17 protein-coding genes are annotated in these 15,662 nt (G+C 50.5%); 11 read left to right on the top strand and 6 right to left on the bottom strand.

What is annotated here, in order from left to right; translation table 11 throughout:
- Positions 1-52: 52 nt before the first annotated feature.
- From ACZM6M_RS13930 to ACZM6M_RS13940, 3 genes are read right to left on the bottom strand one after another with little or no spacing between them, the layout of a single operon-like run.
- Positions 53-367: a hypothetical protein gene (locus ACZM6M_RS13930; RefSeq protein WP_484076286.1), complete on the bottom strand. Its 315-nt coding sequence runs from the start codon at positions 365-367 to the stop codon at positions 53-55.
- Positions 360-3,167: a transglycosylase domain-containing protein gene (locus ACZM6M_RS13935; protein ID WP_489490500.1), complete on the bottom strand. Its 2,808-nt coding sequence runs from the start codon at positions 3,165-3,167 to the stop codon at positions 360-362. Before ACZM6M_RS13935 ends, ACZM6M_RS13930 begins: the two co-directional genes overlap by 8 nt.
- Positions 3,168-3,171: 4 nt before the next feature.
- Positions 3,172-3,789: a TetR/AcrR family transcriptional regulator gene (locus tag ACZM6M_RS13940; protein ID WP_337932426.1), complete on the bottom strand. Its 618-nt coding sequence runs from the start codon at positions 3,787-3,789 to the stop codon at positions 3,172-3,174.
- A gap of 181 nt (positions 3,790-3,970) precedes the next feature.
- Between ACZM6M_RS13940 and ACZM6M_RS13945 the strand changes: the two genes are divergently transcribed.
- The 10 genes from ACZM6M_RS13945 (at position 3,971) to ACZM6M_RS13990 (ending at position 13,818) form a co-directional block, all read left to right on the top strand.
- The gene (locus ACZM6M_RS13945; RefSeq protein WP_337932424.1) at positions 3,971-4,600 is read left to right on the top strand and encodes a 4'-phosphopantetheinyl transferase family protein; all 630 of its coding nucleotides are present in this window, start codon (positions 3,971-3,973) and stop codon (positions 4,598-4,600) included.
- On the top strand, positions 4,597-5,565 hold the full coding sequence (locus ACZM6M_RS13950) for an alpha/beta hydrolase (RefSeq protein WP_337434694.1): 969 nt from the start codon (positions 4,597-4,599) through the stop codon (positions 5,563-5,565). The genes ACZM6M_RS13945 and ACZM6M_RS13950 overlap by 4 nt, the downstream gene beginning before the upstream one ends.
- Entirely contained in the window at positions 5,562-6,977 is a 1,416-nt protein-coding gene (locus ACZM6M_RS13955) for a condensation domain-containing protein (RefSeq protein WP_066544200.1), read from the top strand. The genes ACZM6M_RS13950 and ACZM6M_RS13955 overlap by 4 nt, the downstream gene beginning before the upstream one ends.
- A 19-nt stretch (positions 6,978-6,996) precedes the next feature.
- On the top strand, positions 6,997-7,230 hold the full coding sequence (locus tag ACZM6M_RS13960; RefSeq protein WP_489490501.1) for an acyl carrier protein: 234 nt from the start codon (positions 6,997-6,999) through the stop codon (positions 7,228-7,230).
- A 24-nt stretch (positions 7,231-7,254) separates the two neighbouring features.
- A complete protein-coding gene (locus tag ACZM6M_RS13965) occupies positions 7,255-8,736 on the top strand; it encodes an AMP-binding protein (protein ID WP_489490502.1) in 1,482 nt (493 codons plus the stop codon).
- A 150-nt stretch (positions 8,737-8,886) separates the two neighbouring features.
- Positions 8,887-9,330: a type II toxin-antitoxin system PemK/MazF family toxin gene (locus ACZM6M_RS13970; protein ID WP_337434697.1), complete on the top strand. Its 444-nt coding sequence runs from the start codon at positions 8,887-8,889 to the stop codon at positions 9,328-9,330.
- A gap of 104 nt (positions 9,331-9,434) precedes the next feature.
- On the top strand, positions 9,435-11,162 hold the full coding sequence (locus tag ACZM6M_RS13975; protein WP_337434698.1) for a carbon starvation CstA family protein: 1,728 nt from the start codon (positions 9,435-9,437) through the stop codon (positions 11,160-11,162).
- Positions 11,163-11,362: 200 nt separating this feature from the next.
- Complete coding sequence (locus tag ACZM6M_RS13980) at positions 11,363-12,472, top strand: ABC transporter substrate-binding protein (protein WP_489490503.1); 1,110 nt, start codon at positions 11,363-11,365, stop codon at positions 12,470-12,472.
- An 8-nt stretch (positions 12,473-12,480) separates the two neighbouring features.
- The gene (locus ACZM6M_RS13985; protein ID WP_337434700.1) at positions 12,481-13,218 is read left to right on the top strand and encodes an ABC transporter permease; all 738 of its coding nucleotides are present in this window, start codon (positions 12,481-12,483) and stop codon (positions 13,216-13,218) included.
- Between the two features lie 12 nt (positions 13,219-13,230).
- Positions 13,231-13,818 carry an ABC transporter ATP-binding protein gene (locus tag ACZM6M_RS13990; protein WP_418494233.1) on the top strand — a complete coding sequence of 196 codons (588 nt, stop codon included), beginning with the start codon at positions 13,231-13,233 and terminating at the stop codon, positions 13,816-13,818.
- A 7-nt stretch (positions 13,819-13,825) separates the two neighbouring features.
- On the opposite strand, the gene ACZM6M_RS13995 is transcribed toward ACZM6M_RS13990, so the two are convergent.
- Genes ACZM6M_RS13995 through ACZM6M_RS14005 form a run of 3 tightly spaced genes read right to left on the bottom strand, consistent with a single transcriptional unit; the run spans position 13,826 to position 15,128 of the window.
- Entirely contained in the window at positions 13,826-14,443 is a 618-nt protein-coding gene (locus tag ACZM6M_RS13995) for a manganese catalase family protein (protein ID WP_489490504.1), read from the bottom strand.
- Positions 14,443-14,715, bottom strand: coding sequence for a spore coat protein CotJB (locus ACZM6M_RS14000; RefSeq protein ID WP_066544183.1), 273 nt, complete (start codon positions 14,713-14,715; stop codon positions 14,443-14,445). The genes ACZM6M_RS13995 and ACZM6M_RS14000 overlap by 1 nt, the downstream gene beginning before the upstream one ends.
- Positions 14,712-15,128 (bottom strand): spore coat associated protein CotJA, encoded by a 417-nt coding sequence (locus ACZM6M_RS14005; RefSeq protein ID WP_066544181.1) that lies wholly within the window; start codon positions 15,126-15,128, stop codon positions 14,712-14,714. The genes ACZM6M_RS14000 and ACZM6M_RS14005 overlap by 4 nt, the downstream gene beginning before the upstream one ends.
- 139 nt (positions 15,129-15,267) lie before the next feature.
- Here ACZM6M_RS14005 and ACZM6M_RS14010 point away from each other — a divergent pair, with 139 nt between their 5' ends.
- Positions 15,268-15,654 carry a hypothetical protein gene (locus tag ACZM6M_RS14010; RefSeq protein ID WP_418763119.1) on the top strand — a complete coding sequence of 129 codons (387 nt, stop codon included), beginning with the start codon at positions 15,268-15,270 and terminating at the stop codon, positions 15,652-15,654.
- Positions 15,655-15,662 lie beyond the last annotated feature (8 nt).

The raw sequence follows: 15,662 nt of genomic DNA on the forward strand, positions 1-15,662 counted from the left end.
GACGCCGGGCCTTTTAGAAGAGGGCTCCGGCAGTCTGCCGCCTGTTTTTGTGCTACAGCATTTCCATATATCGGATCAGCAGATGCAGCCCGGCAAAGCCTATTACAGCAAGTAGGGCTGCGATTGCCAGAGAAATCCTGAGAAATACCCGTTTATAGTACAGATACGCTCTGGCAAACTGGCTTTTGGGGCTGTCATTGTGCTCCTGATAAACAAGCTGCTTTAGGTACCGCCATCCGTAGAAGGGGATGTTCATGCACATAAAGGTATAGAACCAGTCCTCAGCCCCGTCCGGTTTTTCCGGTAAAATGGAAAATGAGGGCCTTTTTTTGCCGTTTTGCATGGAAGCTGTGTTATGTTTATTCATCGCCCCGTCCTCCTGGTCCATAGTATTCCATATTGTTCCACTTAAAGCGTTCCCGGCTTAAGGAGGAACGGAGACGGGCCTGGCTGGACTGGATTTCCAGCTGGGCCTCCTGTTCCTTTTTCGCCTCCTGTTCGGCTTCCTGTGCCTGAAGCTTTTCCCATTCTTCTGCGGTGGGAAGCGTGGAAATGCGGCTGATGGCTGTCTGAAGCCGGTCGGAGAGAGCATTTGCTTCCGGATCTCCTGCAATGAGGGAAAGCTTGTCAATGGCATCGTTTACCAGGCGTTCCGCGTCCTCTCTCTGGTATTCCAGCTCCTCTACCGTTTCAAGGGCCAGAAGGAAGCTGTTCTTTTTGGTGACCTTGTCTTCTTCCAGACGCTGCTTCTCTGCCTCTTTGGCAGCTTCTTCTCTGGCTTTTTTCTCTTCGGCAGCTTTCTGCTCTTCATAGCGCCGGATTTCATCACCCATCTGGCTGATGATGGAGACAAAGTAATCATACCGCTGTTCCGTCTGCTCTAAGAGCAGTGCCCGCTGCTCTCCGTCGTCCAACAGGGGGAGACGGGAAGTGATAGAAGCATATTCATCCTTTACCGTATAGGTATCTTCCACAGAACGGATTTCTCTGGCACAGAACGCCTCTGCTTCCTGGGTCAGCTCTTCTAAAAGCGCAGCCTGTTCCTTTTCATGAAGGCTTTGCTGAGCCCGGAACTGAGCCGTGGTGCTGAAATAATCTTCGATCCCATTGGTTTCATCTGCACGCCGCTCTACGGTATCGGGCTGTTCCCAGTCAAGAGGGGGGAGACCCTGGTGGATTTCGTCCATTACATTTTTCCAGATTTTTCCTGCGTAGGTGGCTCCGTAGATTCCCGGCATATTACGGGGGATATCGTAACCCACCCAGACGGCGGCTGTGTAGTAAGGGGTGTAGCCGCAGAACCAGGTATCCTTGCTGCTGTTTGTGGTTCCCGTTTTTCCGGCAGCGGGCATATCATTTTCCAGGCCAAGTCCCCGTCCGGTGCCGTAGGGGGAGGTAAATGTGCCTTTTAAGACGTCTGTGAGCATAAAGGCAGAATCGCTGCGGTAAACCTGCTTTGCAAAAGGCGTCATATCCTTTGTGAGCTCGCCCTCTTTTTCATGAAGGATTTTCACGATGCAGGTGCGGTCATTGTATACTCCGCCGTTTGCCAGTGTGCTGTAGCCCTTTGCCATATCAACTACCCGGACGCCGTTGGTAAAGCCTCCGATGCTTAAGGAGGGCACCTGATTGTCCACATAGCTCAGCTTCTGAAATTCCATTTCTCCCAGATAGCTCAGACCGAAATCAATGCCGATATCCTCTAAGATCTGCCAGGCCACAGTGTTTAAGCTGCGGTTTAAGGCTTCTCTTACGGTAACATTGCCAAAGTAGCGCCTGCCGCTGTTGGAAGGACCCTTCTCCCATTTGTGGTCATTGACCATGCGCGTGGGATAGTATTCCCCGGTGTCAAAGGCGGGTCCGTAGTCAATGAGGGGCTTAATGGTGCTTCCGGGCTGTCTGGCGCTTAAATAGGCCCGGTTAAAGGGATCATCCGCCCCGCGTCCTCCTACAATGGCCGTTACATAGTTGGTCTTGTTGTCTACGATCACACCGGCTCCCTGAAGGGCAAATTTTCCGTTTTCCTGAAGCTCTGTAAAGCCCGAAAGACTGGCGTCGATCTGCGTCTGGAGCACAGCCTGCAGTCCGCTGTCTAAGGAGGTGTAGATCTGAAATCCGCCTGCCCGTATCCGGTCTGACTGCTCGGAGTAGGCTGCAGTATAGCGTTCGGAGTAAAGGGTGTAATCTTCTTTGTTATCAAAGGTATACTGAAATTCAAAACCGTCCATTTTCATCAGCTCCAGGGCAGCGCAGTGAATGGCATAGCTGCTCTGATAATTTTCATCCGTGCCCTCTGTTTCCTTCTGTACGATTTTTAAAGGAGAAGAGACGGCTTTTTCATAGTCTTCATTTGACAGATACCCTACCTCGTTCATGCTTTTTAATACATCATCCCGTTTGTTTTTGGAAGCGTTCGGATGGGAAACCGGGTCATAGGCAGAGGGGCTGTTGCTGATGCCGATCAGCACAGCCGCTTCCTCAGGGGCCAGATCTTCGGCGTGTTTTCCAAAGTAATACAGACTGGCAGCTTCAACACCGTAGCAGCGGTGCCCGTAGAAATTCGTGTTGCAGTAAAACTCTATGATATCGGCTTTGGAGTATTTCTTTTCCAGTTCGGGAGCCAGCAGGATTTCCACAATCTTGCGGGTAAAGGTGCGCTCCTGGGTCAGATATGTATTTTTGATCACCTGCTGGGTAATGGTACTGCCGCCCTGAGTCACTTCCCCGCCATGCTTGATCAGGGCAAGACCGGCCCGGAAGGTGGCGATCCAGTCTACGCCGTTATGGTTTTTAAATCTCCGGTCCTCCTGGGCGATATAACCGTTCTGCAGGTTCATGCTGATGTGGTTAATATCCATATACTGATAATGACCCGCGTTGATCAGACCGATCTGTTTTCCGTCCTTATCGTAGATTACTGTATCGGACAGCATGGAAAAATCGGAACGGTCCATCTGAGCAAGCTTGTCATAGGCAATCTCCCGGCATTTGTCAAGCTCCGGTTTGACTGCTGCGTAGAGGATCAGTCCTGCTGCCGCCATGATAAGAAAGGCAGCGGTAAAGACAGAAAGAACTCCTTTAAAAAGCCAGCCGGTGATTCCTAGAGCCGTAACCAGACGGCGGCGTGAGCCGGGAGTCTGGAGTTTTTGCTTCTTATTAATATTCATGGCGCTATACCTCCCGGATCAGAAAATGCAGAACCTCCGGCGGAATATTGAGCCCCTGGCCCTGCATCTGGGTAAATGCAGTGAGAATCCGGCTTACGTCGCTTTCCTTCATGGGTACCAGACGGTTGTCCAGAGTGGTGGTTAATACCAGAAGGATGATATAGGCTGTTTCCTCCGGATATTCGCAGACCGCACCGTTTTCTGCCACAGCCTGCCGGAGGATATCTGCAAGAATAGGTCTTAAATGGGTGATAATGGCTTTGGCAAATTTCAGATGGATGAAGGCCCGCTCCTGGCCGTCGGGGGCGGCGTTAAAGGACTCCTGACGGCGCAGCTCCTTAGAGGCTTCCAGACAGGCGTGATAGATGATCTCCATTTTACAGAAGGCATCTATGTCTGAGGCAGCGGCCAGAGCCTTTCCCTTTTCCAGAACGCGGGAATAGGCCCGCTCAATGACTCCGTCCAGAATATCATTTTTAGAGGGAAAATAATAATAGATGCTTCCTTTTCCAATGCCGGCTTTCTGAGCGATCTCACTGACCGTAATGGAACGGGTATCAGCGGTTGTCATCAGCTGCTGCATGGCATCCAGGATTTTTTCGCGTTTATTCAGATACTGCATGATGTTCCTGCTTTCTTTTAGTGTCATATGGATGGTTTTCAGAATGGTTCGAGTATAGCATATGTGATATAAAAAATCCACACTTGACCACTGGTCGAAAATATGATATTGTAAGGCAGAAACGATTCGACTAGCGGTCGAAAACACGGAAAAACCATGGGAACGCAGCAGGAGGGGGAGTATGATCTACGCAGCCGCATACCGGCCGGAGGGCAGGAAATGCGACCGGTCCAGAGAACATATCCTGGGAAGAAGGCTTCTTGAGCGGGGGCTTTTGCAGGAATATGGGAGAACCTGGGAGGTGATAGCTCCGGAAAATGGAAAACCCTTTCTAAAAGACAGTCCAGGAGTTTTTTTTAGTATCAGCCATACAGAGGGAATGGCCGTCTGTGCGGTCTGCAGCCATCCAGTAGGGATTGATATCCAGGTCCGAAAGCCCTGCAGCAAAGGGCTGGTCAGGAGGATATGTTCTCCGGAAGAATATAGATGGATTTGTGAAAAGAAGGAGAAAGAGGCAGAGAAAACTGCGCTCCGTTTGTGGACGTTAAAGGAAAGCTATGCAAAGGCAGACGGCAGGGGACTTGCCTTTCCCTTTCGGCAGATTTCATTTGCAAACAGGCTGGAAAGAGAGCCGGAGTGTATTTTTTATGGGACAGCTTCCTTTGAACTTCCTCTGGATCTGGGAGATCGCCACGGTTTTACAGCAGATATCCCCGGCTGGCGCTTTTTTGAGGCCCAGCTGGGAGATGCGTATCATATAGGGGTCTGTATGAGGGATACGGATCCGGATAAAAAAGGAGCGGCAGGATGAAAATAAAGTGGATGTTGGGAATGGGAGCCGGAGCGGCAGCTTTGCTTGCTGCGGGAGAGTATGCGCTGGCGCGCTATTTTCTGCGCCGGACGCTGATGCGGGGAAAGGCGGATAATAAGCGGACCCAGAAAATGGCAGGTACGGACTGGAGCGTCTATCTGCCCTTTATGGAGGAAAACCGCCAGTGGTTTTTAAGCCAGCCCCATGAGGATGTGTACATACAGTCTGAGGATGGCTTAAAGCTTCACGGAACATACTTTCCGGGAAAGGATCCCAAACGGGCCGTGATCTGCTTTCATGGCTATACCAGCCGGGGACTGAATGATTACCCGTCCCTGGCCCGGTTTTATATGGGATGCGGGCTGGGCGTCCTGACGGTGGATGAGAGAGCCCATGGAGACAGCGAGGGTACCTATATCGGTTTTGGCTGTCTGGACCGTCTGGATGCAAAAAAATGGATGGAATACATGGCAGGGCGTCTGGGAGAGGACTGTGAGCTTCTGCTTCAGGGCATTTCCATGGGAGCCGCTACGGTGGATATGGCAGTAGGACTTGAGCTTCCGCCGCAGGTAAAGGGGGCTGTTTCCGACTGCGCCTTTACCTCTGCCAAAGAGGTATTTACCTCTGTTCTTAAGACAACCTATCATATGCCGGCATTTCCCTTAATGGATCTGTCCGACCGGATGGCAAAAAAGGAAGCAGGATATGGCCTGGATGAGTGCAATGCCAGAGATGAGGTAAAAAAGGCTAAGATCCCCATGCTGTTTATCCACGGATCAAAGGATACCTTTGTGCCCTGCTCTATGGTGCATGAGCTCTACGAAGCCTGCGCTGCTCCAAAGGATCTTCTGATCATAGAGGGAGCTTCCCATGCAGAGGCATATTATAAGGATCGTCCGGCTTATGAGGCGGCTGTAAGGAAACTGATGGAACGTGCATTTACGAAAGGGGTATGTGAGGAATGAAAACGAGAAGGGGCTGTAAGGTATATCCGCTGACCGAGGCGCAGAAGCTGCATTTTTACTGTCTGAAATACTGTCCCAAAAAGCAGGTATTAAATATCGGCTCAAGCCTGACTATTGAGATCGATCTGGACTGGGAGGTGCTGCGGGAGAGCATTAAGGAAGCGATTTCCCGCTGCGAGGGAATGCGGATCCGTTTTGCCCATGACAAAAAAGAGGGAAAAGAGTACCAGTATGTGGTAAAGGAGGATCACTCTGAGATCGGACACTTTGACTTTTGCGGCTGGAAAATGGAGGACGCAGAGGCGAAGATGAGGGAGTGGACCGAGCTTCCCTTTGAGCGTTACGATTCTCCCATGCACCGCATTGTGATGATCCGCCTTCCAAACGGCTTTCAGGGAACCTATGTGTGCGTAGACCACATGACCATGGACGCCCAGTCCCTGATCCTGTTTTACAGGGATATCATTGAAATCTACAGCCATAAGATGTTTGGAGACGAGGTGATTGCTTATCCAAAGGCCATGACCTCTTACATAAAGCAGCTGGAAAAGGATCTGGCTTATGAGGCGGGAAGTACATCCAGCCAGAGAGACCGGGAATTTTTTGAAAAGCTGATCGGTACATCGGAGCCGATCTTTAACAGCATCTACGGTCCAGGGCTTCTTGAACAGCAGAGAAAGGCTTCCGGCAACCCGGATCAGAGGGCGGCCCGCACCATTCCGGAGGATGTATCAGCCAATATTACCACTTTCCGGCTGGAACCGGAGCCGTCGGAACGGCTTTTAACGTTCTGTGAGGAACACAGGATCTCCATGACCTGCCTTCTGCTCATGGGCCTTAGGACCTATCTTCAGAAGCAGAACGGAAATGAGGATGTTTCTCTTACGACCACTATTGCAAGAAGGGCCACTCTGACCGAGAAGCGATGCGGCGGTACCAGGATCCACTGCTTCCCCTTTAGGACCATTATTTCACGGGACAAGACCTTCTTAGAGGGAATGGAGATCATCCGGGATACACAGAATCAGTATTTCCGGCACGCAAGCTACAGCCCTACGGAGTATTTTAATTACAGAAAGAAATTTTATAACCTGGAAGACGGCCTGACCTATGAGCCCCTGGCTCTGACCTATCAGCCTCTGGCTATGAAATATGAGGGGCCGGGCCTTGATAAGATGGGCGGGATCCGCTATGATACAGCCCGTTACTCCAATGGTGTGGCAGGACAGCCGCTGTATCTGACTGTGAGCCACCGCGCTCTGGACGATGGTCTGGATTTCTGCTTTGAGTACCAGACCGGTATTGTGACGCCCCAGAAACTGGAAGAGGTATACTACTATCTGTGCAGGATCATTTTCAGAGGTGTGGAGGACTGCAGCAGGACGGTAGGAGAGATTATTGACATGGTATAAAAAGAGGGAGAAAAAGGATATGTTTGAAGAGTTAAAAGAGATGATCTGTGAGTATGTAGATGTAGAACCGGGAGAAATCCGGGAGGATTCCCGTTTTGTGGAGGACTTGGGCTTTAATTCCTATGATTTTATGAGTATGGTCGGAGAGATCGAGGAGCACTGGGACGTTGAAGTGGACGAGCGGGAAGTGGTCAATGTAAAGACAGTAAAGGACGCCATGGAGTATATCCAGTCCCTGCAGCAGGCTATCTGAGGCGGGAAAGAGGAAGGAGAAGGAATGGAAGCAAATACATTACAGGAGATCATAAGCCGGGCGGCTGATTCTTACGGCAGCCAGACCGCGTTCCGCTATAAGGTAAAGCGGGAGCTTGAGGAAAAGACCTATGAAGATCTGTACAGGGATACCATGGCCTTTGGCCGTATGCTGGAAGAAAAGGGGATGAGAGGAAAGCATATTGCTGTCATCGGCCCTACCAGCTATGGATGGATCACTTCATATTTTGGCGCGGCAAACAGTAAAAGTGTGGCAGTTCCCATTGATGTACAGCTTCCTGCAGAGGCAGTCTGTGAACTCCTAAACCGGGCAGATGTGGAAATGCTGGTGTTTGATGAGGTGAGGACGGATGTGGCAGAGGCTGCCGCTTCTTCCTGTCCAAAGATCCGTGAGTTTCTTTCCATCCAGTCTCTGCCTGAGCTTTTAGAGGCATACCGGGGAGAATTTTACTGTGAGGTAAAGCCGGAGGATCTGTGTACCATTCTCTTTACCTCAGGAACCACAGGAAAGAGCAAGGGCGTTATGCTGACCCACCGGAATCTGGCGGACAATGCCCTGTGTCTGGATATGAAGATCCCTCAGGGAACCGTATCCCTGACCGTTCTTCCCATTAACCATGTGTACTGTCTGACCATGGACATTATAAAGGGCATTTCCATTGGAATGATCATCTGCATCAATGATTCGATCATGCGGTTCCAGAGAAATTTAAAGCTGTTCCAGCCGGAAATCGTGCTTTTGGTGCCTATGATCATCGAATCGCTGGCAGGAAAATTAAAGGAGATCGATCCGTCTGTTCCAAAGGAACAGGCTGCAGCGGCCATATTCGGCGGAAAGCTTAAGACCATCTGCAGCGGAGGCGCTTACCTCGATCCGGACTGTATCCGTCTTTTTAAGGAGTTTGGCATCACCATTCTTCAGGGATACGGCATGACGGAGTGTTCTCCTGTGATCAGCACCAATCTGGAGTGGGAAAATAAGATCGGATCCGTAGGAAAGCTTCTGCCAAACTGCGAGGCAAAGACCGTGGATTACGAGCTCTGGGTACGGGGAAGCAGCGTGATGCAGGGATATTACAAGATGCCTGAGGAAACGGCTGCCGCTCTGGAGGACGGCTGGTTAAAGACAGGAGACTTAGGCTATGTGGACGAGGATCGTTTTGTATTCCTTACCGGCCGCAGAAAGAACCTGATCATCCTTGCAAACGGGGAAAATGTATCTCCTGAGGAGCTGGAAAATGAGCTGGGACGCAATGATCTGGTAAAAGAGATTCTGGTGCGCGAGCATGAGAAGGTCATCGAGGCAGAGATCTTCCCGGATCCGGAATATATGGAAAAGCATACGATTACAGAGCCAGAGCCGCTTCTTCAGGAGCTGGTTGACCGCCTGAATGGGTCTATGCCTGTCTATAAGCGCATTGCCAGGCTGATCGTGAGAGAAGTACCTTTTGAACGAACAGCCGCAGGAAAAATCAAGCGGTTTTAAAGCAAAACAGAATAAAGGAAAATGAATGGCCTTGTCCTCTGAGGATGGGGCTTTTTCATGTTTTTTTCAGGAAATGTTTGAAATCTCCGGAATTGGGAATCCTATGAGTGTATGAATGAAGTGATGAAACTCAAAATAAGGAGACAAGCCATGGAACGAAATTCAGACTGGAATGGAAATAGACAGACGTACCGCCCGGTGATCCGGGGAGACCTCTTTTATGCAGACCTTTCACCGGTCAGGGGATCGGAGCAGGGAGGGATCCGGCCGGTTTTAGTCATCCAGAATGACACGGGAAACCGCCACAGCCCGACGGTGATCGTAGCTGCCATTACCAGCCGAACCACCAAGGCGGCGATTCCTACCCATGTAAGCCTGGATAAGACATTGTGCGGATTAAAACAGGATTCTACGGTGCTTACAGAGCAGATCCGCACCATTGACCGCAGCCGCTTAAAGGAATACATAGGGCACCTGGACCGGCGGCAGATGGGCGGTGTGGACCGCGCCATGGCAGCTAGCCTGGGGCTGGAATGGTATTTCCGGTCTGGCAGAAATATGTCTGGCAGTTATGAGATTATGGCACAAACATAACCTGAAAGAATAAAAAATATGAAAATACGGTATGTTCTATCTGATTGACTTCCGAATAAAAGGGATTATAATGACAGTTATTCCAGAAGGAAGGAGATAAGAGTATGAACACACTTGTAATTGTAATGATCGCAGCGGTATGTCTTTTGGCGGGATATACCCTGTATGGCCGTTGGCTGGCAGAAAAATGGGGCATAGATCCCAAGGCCAAAACGCCTGCCTGTGCACTGGAAGACGGACAGGATTATGTGCCTACAGACGGATGGACGGTATTCGCCCACCAGTTTTCATCCATTGCGGGGGCCGGCCCTGTGACCGGAGCGATCCAGGCCGCTGCTTTTGGATGGCTGCCCGTGCTTTTGTGGGTGATCCTGGGAGGCATTTTCTTTGGAGCAGTTACGGATTTCGGAGCACTGTATGCCAGTGTAAAGAATGAAGGAAAGTCCATGGGGCTTCTGATCGAGCGGTATATTGGAAAGACAGGGAGAAAACTGTTTCTTTTATTTTGCTGGCTTTTTACCCTGATCGTAATCGCAGCTTTTGCAGATATGGTGGCAGGTACGTTTAACGCATATACCGTGGCTGACGGAGCGGCAGTTCTTTCTCCGGCCGCACAGACCAATGGAGCGGCAGGAAGTATTTCCCTTCTGTTTATTGTATTTGCGATGATATTTGGAGTGATCCAGAAAAAACTACAGTTAAAGGGCTGGAAGAAAACGGCAGCGGGACTGGCCTGTACGGCGGCTGCTCTTGGGATTGGAATGGCATTTCCGCTGGCAGCAGGAAAGGATACCTGGTCCTATCTGACCTTTGCATATATCTTCATGGCAGCCGTGCTCCCCATGTGGCTTCTGATGCAGCCCAGGGATTATATGACAACCTTTATGTTTGCCGGCATGATCATTGGTGCTGCGGCGGGTCTGGCAGTGGCGCATCCGTCCATGAACCTCCCTGCATACACAGGCTTTAAAAATGCATCCATGGGAGATATGTTTCCTATTCTGTTTGTTACGGTAGCCTGCGGAGCTGTATCCGGATTTCACAGCCTGGTATCATCAGGAACTTCATCCAAGACCATTTCCAATGAAAAGGATATGCTGAAAGTGGGATATGGAGCAATGGTTCTGGAAAGTCTTCTGGCAGTTTTGGCCCTGTGTGTGGCAGGCGCTGCTGCAGGAGCAGACGGAACGCCTGCTGTGGGTACTCCCTTCCAGATCTTTTCAGCCGGTGTGGCAGGATTTCTGGAAATGTTTGGAATCCCTATGTATGTAGCCCAGTGCTTTATGACCATGTGTGTATCAGCTCTGGCTCTTACAAGCCTTGATTCCGTTGCAAGAATCGGCCGTATGTCCTTTCAGGAGCTGTTCAGTACAGATGATATGGAACAGGCGGAGCACTGGAGGCAGGTGGTATGCAATAAATATTTTGCAACTATGATCACATTAGCCTGCGGCTTTATCCTGACAAAAATCGGATATTCCAATATCTGGCCTCTTTTTGGAAGCGCCAATCAGCTTTTGAGTGCTCTGGTTCTCATTACGCTGTGCGTCTTTTTAAAGGTTACGGGCAGAGAAAACAGAACGCTGTTCCCTCCGCTTATTATCATGCTCTGCGTTACCTTTACCGCTTTAATTGAGCGTTCCATTGCACTTGTTCATGCTTTTGGCGCAGGAAGCGCCGTATTTATGGTAGAGGGACTGCAGCTGATCATTGCCGCTCTTTTAATGGTTCTCGGTGTGATCATCGTGTATACCTCCGGTCGTGAGCTGTTTCGGAAAAAGGAGGTTCGGGAAAAGAGCGTGGGAAAGACCGGTATTCAGGCAGGCGCATAAATGATCCAGGGGAAAAATGAGTATTTAAGAAAATAAGAAAAACGGACGGAATCCCGTTGAGGGCCGTCCGTTTTTATGGATTTGAGTTGTTCGAACGCTGGGGTCGATTCTGTTTTTCCGGCGGTGAGAATGGAAAAACAGGAAAAAATGTGCTATAGTAAGGGATGGCATCCAGAGGGTGCCGGAGAGGAGAATGTACTGTGAAAAAACAAATTTCTGTATTGACTGCACTCTTAACTGCAGCAGCCTTCGCTGTAACCGGCTGCGGCGCATCCGGCGATAACGCGGCTCCTTCCGCTTCTTCCAAGGCAGCTTCTCAGGAGGTTCCAGAGGAAACGGAACATTCAGAGGCAGAATCCACTGAGGCAGAAAATACCGGGGCAGAGACCGGTTCTGAGGCGGTTTCAGAAGAGGAGAAGGAAGGTTCCGGCGCATCCGCTGTCCGTGTGGGCTCCTTAAAGGGACCTACCTCTATGGGACTGGCCTATCTGATGGAAACTGCCAATACATATGAATTTACCATGGCAGGGAAGGCAGATGAGCTGGTAGGAAATATTGCAAACGGAAGCCTGGATATTGCGCTGGTGCCTGCCAATGTAGCCAGCGTGCTTTACAATAAGACGCAGGGGCAGGTAAAGGTCATTGATATCAATACACTGGGAGTTTTGTATGTAGTGGCTTCGGATGATTCCATTTCCACAATGGAAGATTTGAAGGGTAAAACCGTATATATGACAGGAAAAGGAACCACGCCGGAATTTGCCATGAATTATCTTCTGGCTGAAAACGGCCTTGGCTCCGGGGATGTAACCATGGAGTTTAAATCCGAGGCTGCAGAGGTTGCTTCTATATTAAAGGAAGATCCGTCTGCCATCGGCGTGCTCCCTCAGCCCTTTGCTTCAGCGGCCTGTATGCAGAATCCGGAGCTGAAAACAGTGATGGATCTGACCGAGCAGTGGGATCTTTTAAATAAGGAAGGAAACAGCCGGATGATTACGGGAGTTACCATTGTCCGCACCGGATTTTTAGAGGAGCATGAGGCTGCTGTGGAGCAGTTTTTAAAGGATCATGCAGAATCTGCGGAGTATACATCTGCTGAGCCTGAAAAGGCCGCACAGCTGGTAGCTGATATTGGAATCGTAGAAAAGGCTGCTATGGCCCAGAAAGCGATGCCTCTCTGCAATATTGTATGCATTACCGGTGAAGAAATGAAACAGGCCCTTTCCGGCTATCTGGAGGTGCTTTCCGGACAGGATGCCAAGTCCATCGGCGGAACGCTTCCCGGAGATGACTTCTACTATCTGCCATAATGAAAAACATGAAAATATCTTCGCGTTTAAAAACATATATGATATGGCTTTTCTGGGCGGTTCTCTGGCAGGCCGCCCACTTAGCCATCCAGAATGATGTGATTTTTGTGGGGCCCTTCGATATGCTTGGGGCCCTTTGGCAGCTTTTACCGGAAGTTTCCTTCTGGCAGACGCTGCTTCATTCATTTTTTAAGATCAGCGCCGGCTTTCTCATGGCTTTTGTTCTGGGGATTCTCCTGGGGTGGGCCAGTTACGCCTGTTCCTTTGTAAAGGATCTTCTGGAACCTCCCATGCTGCTGATCCGTTCCGTTCCCGTGGCCTCCTTTGTGATCCTGGCACTGATCTGGATCGGCTCTGACGGCCTGTCCGTGTTTATTTCATTTCTGGTTGTGATCCCTATGATCTATACGGGAACGCTGACCGGTCTGGAACATACGGACAGGGAGCTTTTGGAAATGAGCCGAGTTTTTTCGTTTTCCTTTTTCAAACGCCTTCGATATATATATATTCCGGCCGTTCACCCCTATCTTTTAAGCAGCTGCCGTACGGCTCTTGGGATGAGCTGGAAATCAGGAGTTGCGGCAGAGGTGATCGGCATACCTCAGGCGTCGATCGGAGAGCAGCTCTACTATTCCAAGCTCTATCTGGATACAGCGGGCCTGTTTGCCTGGACCTTTGCCATTATTGTGATCAGCGCTGTCTTTGAGCGCTTTTTTCTGAGCCTGCTTATGCGGGTACGCCACTGATGAGGAGGTTGTATGAAGCTTTGCATCGAGCATCTTTCTAAAAAATACGGAGAACTGCAGGTCCTTCGGGATCTGAGCCTGACGCTGGAGCAGGATGCCTGTTATTGCCTGATGTCGCCCTCAGGCTCAGGAAAAACAACCTTTCTTCGGATCCTCATGGGGCTTGAAACGGCTGACAGCGGAAGGATTTTTACTCAGGATGGGCCTGGGTGGCCTTTGAGGATTTCTGCAGTTTTTCAGGAGGATCGTCTCTGTCCTTCCTTTTCCCCTATGGAAAATGTGCAGATGGCATTAAAAGAAAAATGGAAGGAAGAAAAACTGGCCCAGGCCATGACCTGCTTACTTCCTAAAGAATGCCTTACCCGCCCCGTGTCCACCTTGAGCGGAGGGATGAAGCGGCGCACCGCCATCCTGCGGGCCGTTCTTGCGCCTTCCCATATGCTTGTAATGGATGAACCCTTTACCGGGCTTGATGAGGCCCTTAAGCTGGAGGTGATCCGCTATATTCTGGAAAACCGCCGGAACCGCTTCCTCCTGATCACAACCCATCAGGAGGAAGACGTAAAGCTCCTTGGCGGAGTCCGGATACAGCTGGATTAAGGGCTGCTTATCGGGGCTGGGGCGCCTGATCCGGATCAAAGGCCGGATTAAAGGCATAGAAATTGCGGCTGTCCAGTTTTTCCTGGGTGATTCGGAGGGTTTCACCGAACCGCTGGTAATGGACGATCTCACGTTCTCTCAGGAACTTGATAGGTTCGCATACGTCATAGTCTGTTACTACCCGGAGGATGTTGTCATAGGTACTCCGGGCTTTTTGTTCTGCTGCCATATCTTCATGAAGGTCTGTGATCACATCGCCCTTGGACTGGAATTCGCAGGCATTAAAGGGAATGCCGCCTGCGGCCTGAGGCCAGATTCCGGTGGCATGGTCAATATAATAGGGTCCGAAGCCCTGTTCTACCAGCTGCTCGGCTGTGAGGTTCCGGGTCAGCTGATGGACAATGGCGGCGATCATTTCCAGATGTGCTAGTTCCTCTGTGCCGATATCGGTCAAAACAGCCTTGCCTTCTTTATAAGGCATGGCGTAGCGCTGGGACAGATAGCGCATGGATGCGCCCATCTCGCCGTCGGGGCCGCCGTATTGACTTAAAATAAATTGTGCCAGTTTGGCATTCGGCTCCTTAATATTTACCGGAAACTGGAGACGTTTTTCATAAATCCACATTATAAATTCCCTCCTTCCCATGGCCAGGGATCACTGACCCAGGTCCAGTAGGCATTTTCAGTCACATTGCCCGCATTTAAGGGGCCAAACTGGGCCTCATAGGCGGCTTTTGCGTTTTTGTAGGCTTCCATCATCTGATTGAGATAGGAGAGAGCTTCCATATCACAGGGATGAGTGTCCAGATAGAGATTGGCCTCCACCACGGCAAAGCTGGTCTGGTTTACTGCCTGGAGCATGGCTCCTCTTGATGGGTTCTGAAGATGTTCTGTCATCGTCCGCACCTCCCGTAATTAAATGGAAGATCCAGGTCAGGGAAGATGGTTCCCTGCATGAGGCCGCGTTCAGGCGCATAGGCAGTCTGCCACTGCTGCCACGGTACATAGGCCATAGCTACGGGGTGATGCTGCTCCAGATAACCGGCTGTGGTATCCGGGCAGTTCACGATGGGCCATACGGTACTTCCCTGATTCATATTTGTTCCTATCTGAGGATATCCTGTCTGGGGATATCCGGCTTCCCCATAAGGAAGGGACTGATTCATATCCCATCCGGGCCACATCTGGGGGGATGGTCCGGAATATTCCGGCTGTGCGGCCGGTCTGTCTGATACGCCGGGAACGACACGGCTTCTGCATCCGCATCCGCAGCTGCAGGTCGAAGCTTTTGCATCCATATATGCTTCCATTGTTTGAAATCTCCTTTTTATTCTTTCTTTATTATTTTATGAAGAGATACATAACAGGTGACGGTTTTTGCGCAGGAACACTTTGTCTCACTGTCCCATATGATATGGTACAACCAATTAAAAAAGGAGAGTAGAGATTATGTGTTGTCTTTTATGCTGTTGTAATAATGGATGCAGAAATGCAGAACAGAATGGAAATGGTTCTGGCTGTGGATGTCAAAACAGATGTGGCTGCGGATGCCAAAACAGATGCGGCTGCGGATGCAGGATTTCCGGCTGCTGCTGCGGCTGCCGAAACTGCAATACGGAGTCCGGCGGTACCGGAACGACCGGTTCCTGCGGCTGCGGCGGAACACAGGCAGCGGATAGGGAACGCCGGGCATACCGTCAGGGATACCGCGACGGCTGGAACTGGGGGTACTGGCAGGGCTGGAATGATGCTGTCTGGGGCCGGAATGGCAGAGAGGGGAGCACCTGTGAAAGAGAAGGAAGCTGCTGCGGAAGAGACAGCGGCGGCTGCAATTAGAATTTGCA

This window comes from Enterocloster sp., assembly GCF_057861365.1.

Bases quoted from the DNA above. Each gene is read 5' to 3' on its own strand.
- ACZM6M_RS13930 (WP_484076286.1), bottom strand. From the start codon at position 367: ATGAATAAACATAACACAGCTTCCATGCAAAACGGCAAAAAAAGGCCC.
- ACZM6M_RS13935 (WP_489490500.1), bottom strand. From the start codon at position 3,167: ATGAATATTAATAAGAAGCAAAAACTCCAGACTCCCGGCTCACGCCGC.
- ACZM6M_RS13940 (WP_337932426.1), bottom strand. From the start codon at position 3,789: ATGCAGTATCTGAATAAACGCGAAAAAATCCTGGATGCCATGCAGCAG.
- ACZM6M_RS13945 (WP_337932424.1), top strand. From the start codon at position 3,971: ATGATCTACGCAGCCGCATACCGGCCGGAGGGCAGGAAATGCGACCGG.
- ACZM6M_RS13950 (WP_337434694.1), top strand. From the start codon at position 4,597: ATGAAAATAAAGTGGATGTTGGGAATGGGAGCCGGAGCGGCAGCTTTG.
- ACZM6M_RS13955 (WP_066544200.1), top strand. From the start codon at position 5,562: ATGAAAACGAGAAGGGGCTGTAAGGTATATCCGCTGACCGAGGCGCAG.
- ACZM6M_RS13960 (WP_489490501.1), top strand. From the start codon at position 6,997: ATGTTTGAAGAGTTAAAAGAGATGATCTGTGAGTATGTAGATGTAGAA.
- ACZM6M_RS13965 (WP_489490502.1), top strand. From the start codon at position 7,255: ATGGAAGCAAATACATTACAGGAGATCATAAGCCGGGCGGCTGATTCT.
- ACZM6M_RS13970 (WP_337434697.1), top strand. From the start codon at position 8,887: ATGGAACGAAATTCAGACTGGAATGGAAATAGACAGACGTACCGCCCG.
- ACZM6M_RS13975 (WP_337434698.1), top strand. From the start codon at position 9,435: ATGAACACACTTGTAATTGTAATGATCGCAGCGGTATGTCTTTTGGCG.
- ACZM6M_RS13985 (WP_337434700.1), top strand. From the start codon at position 12,481: ATGAAAATATCTTCGCGTTTAAAAACATATATGATATGGCTTTTCTGG.
- ACZM6M_RS13990 (WP_418494233.1), top strand. From the start codon at position 13,231: ATGAAGCTTTGCATCGAGCATCTTTCTAAAAAATACGGAGAACTGCAG.
- ACZM6M_RS13995 (WP_489490504.1), bottom strand. From the start codon at position 14,443: ATGTGGATTTATGAAAAACGTCTCCAGTTTCCGGTAAATATTAAGGAG.
- ACZM6M_RS14000 (WP_066544183.1), bottom strand. From the start codon at position 14,715: ATGACAGAACATCTTCAGAACCCATCAAGAGGAGCCATGCTCCAGGCA.
- ACZM6M_RS14005 (WP_066544181.1), bottom strand. From the start codon at position 15,128: ATGGAAGCATATATGGATGCAAAAGCTTCGACCTGCAGCTGCGGATGC.
- ACZM6M_RS14010 (WP_418763119.1), top strand. From the start codon at position 15,268: ATGTGTTGTCTTTTATGCTGTTGTAATAATGGATGCAGAAATGCAGAA.